Annotated in this window: 2 protein-coding genes; both read left to right on the top strand. The window is 36.2% G+C overall.

The window, feature by feature from the left end; translation table 11 throughout:
* Positions 1-706: competence protein ComK (locus V7659_RS28680; RefSeq protein WP_335543458.1), on the top strand; the 706-nt coding region annotated here is incomplete at its 5' end.
* 44 nt (positions 707-750) lie between these two features.
* The gene (locus V7659_RS28675; RefSeq protein ID WP_335543457.1) at positions 751-1,011 is read left to right on the top strand and encodes a helix-turn-helix domain-containing protein; all 261 of its coding nucleotides are present in this window, start codon (positions 751-753) and stop codon (positions 1,009-1,011) included.
* Positions 1,012-1,529: the final 518 nt, after the last annotated feature.

Raw genomic sequence — 1,529 nt, 5'->3', positions numbered from 1 at the left:
CTGCCAAGGTAGTCAGGGATATTCCATACATAAAGATGAGAGCACAGTCTTCCTTTCCGACGGGCAGTACATGACAGTTAGAGTAGTAGGTAAGTCTTTTTCAAATCCATTAGATTTAAAGGAGAGGAAGACTATTTTTATTCAAAAGAGCTATTTTATTGAAAAGAAAATGATTTTACTGACGGGAGAATATGATAGTTATGGAAAGCAGTGTTCACGAGTCATGGCAGGAGGAGCGACTTTCCTGGTCAATCGATCCCCCTTACAAATATTAGATGACACTTTAATGTACATAGGATACGACCTTAGAGGAGCAATGGTCAGTGCCAAACTTATTCTTGGTGAACGGTCGAGATGTCCAATTATCGTCAATCCTTACCAGGGTATTTGCCTGTTTCCAAATAAATCACCTAATAATGCCGATTGTATTTGGTTTAACCCAGATCATATTGTAAGAACAAGAGCGATGGGAAAATATCAGACAGAGGTCGAATTAAGTAACGGTCATTCTATTATCATTGATTCAAGATTAACCTCTTTTAATAATAAGATTCACAATGCAAATAAATTAATCCAGATATCTATGAAAAGAGGGAACCAACCTGGGCCTATTCTATTCTATCTTGAATCCCCTACAGGGCAACAGTTAATCAAAGAGAAAACAGGAAAATATAATTTTGGTAACTTAGAGGATAACCATAAATAAAAAATACAATCTGTTTAAATGATTGATAGAAAGGGAGTAACTCTTTGAATAATTATCGTTTTGGACATATATTGAAGAAATTAAGAAATGCACAGAATCTTTCCCAAGAGGGGTTGGCCGACCGCAGCGATCGACATCCGTCCTATATCAGCCTACTCGAAAGAAATCAGAAAAACCCAAGCTTAGATACTCTTGTTGCTCTTGCACTCGGATTGGATATGACAGCTTCTGAAATGTTAAAAGAAATAGAGCAACATCCTGAGAACATCTGGATATTCAAAAATAAGAATAGGAAAGGAAAGTAAAGGTAGGGTTACTTTGCAAAAACTCTCTAACCAGCCAATATTGCCTTTCCCCTTGGTCTTCCAAATGAGTTTGAATATAGTCAAACCATAAAGGTTCGTGAGGTGTTTTTTATTCTATACTTGACTATAGAAGCATATGAAACCGATTACAACAGGACAGAGAGGATCATGGTATGAGAGTGGTAACAAAGTTTAAATGTGATGAATTAGAAACGATTAAAAATTTACTCTGGCACGAGATTAAGCATTTCGGTAGATATTTTCGCCGTTCCTGATGGCCACAAAAGCTTCGCATATAGTTCCCTTCAATGCCTAGTTCCATATCAGGATACGGATTTCATAAAGAGAAAAAAGAGAGTGCAAAACTGGCTGTTAAAGAACTACATCAAATGATGGATGCGTTTAAGGAAGAATAGAACACTGAACCGTTAAACCATGCTGGAACAGCAGCATGGTTTTTATCTCATTTAATATTAGATCCACTATTAAATAGAATTAACTCTATCTATATTTATTTC

The sequence above is a fragment of the Neobacillus drentensis genome (assembly GCF_036966985.1).
Classification (GTDB): Bacteria; Bacillota; Bacilli; order Bacillales; family Cytobacillaceae; genus Neobacillus; species Neobacillus drentensis_E.
The sequence above is the reverse complement of the archived record's forward strand: the minus strand, read 5'-3'. Positions and strand labels throughout refer to the sequence as shown.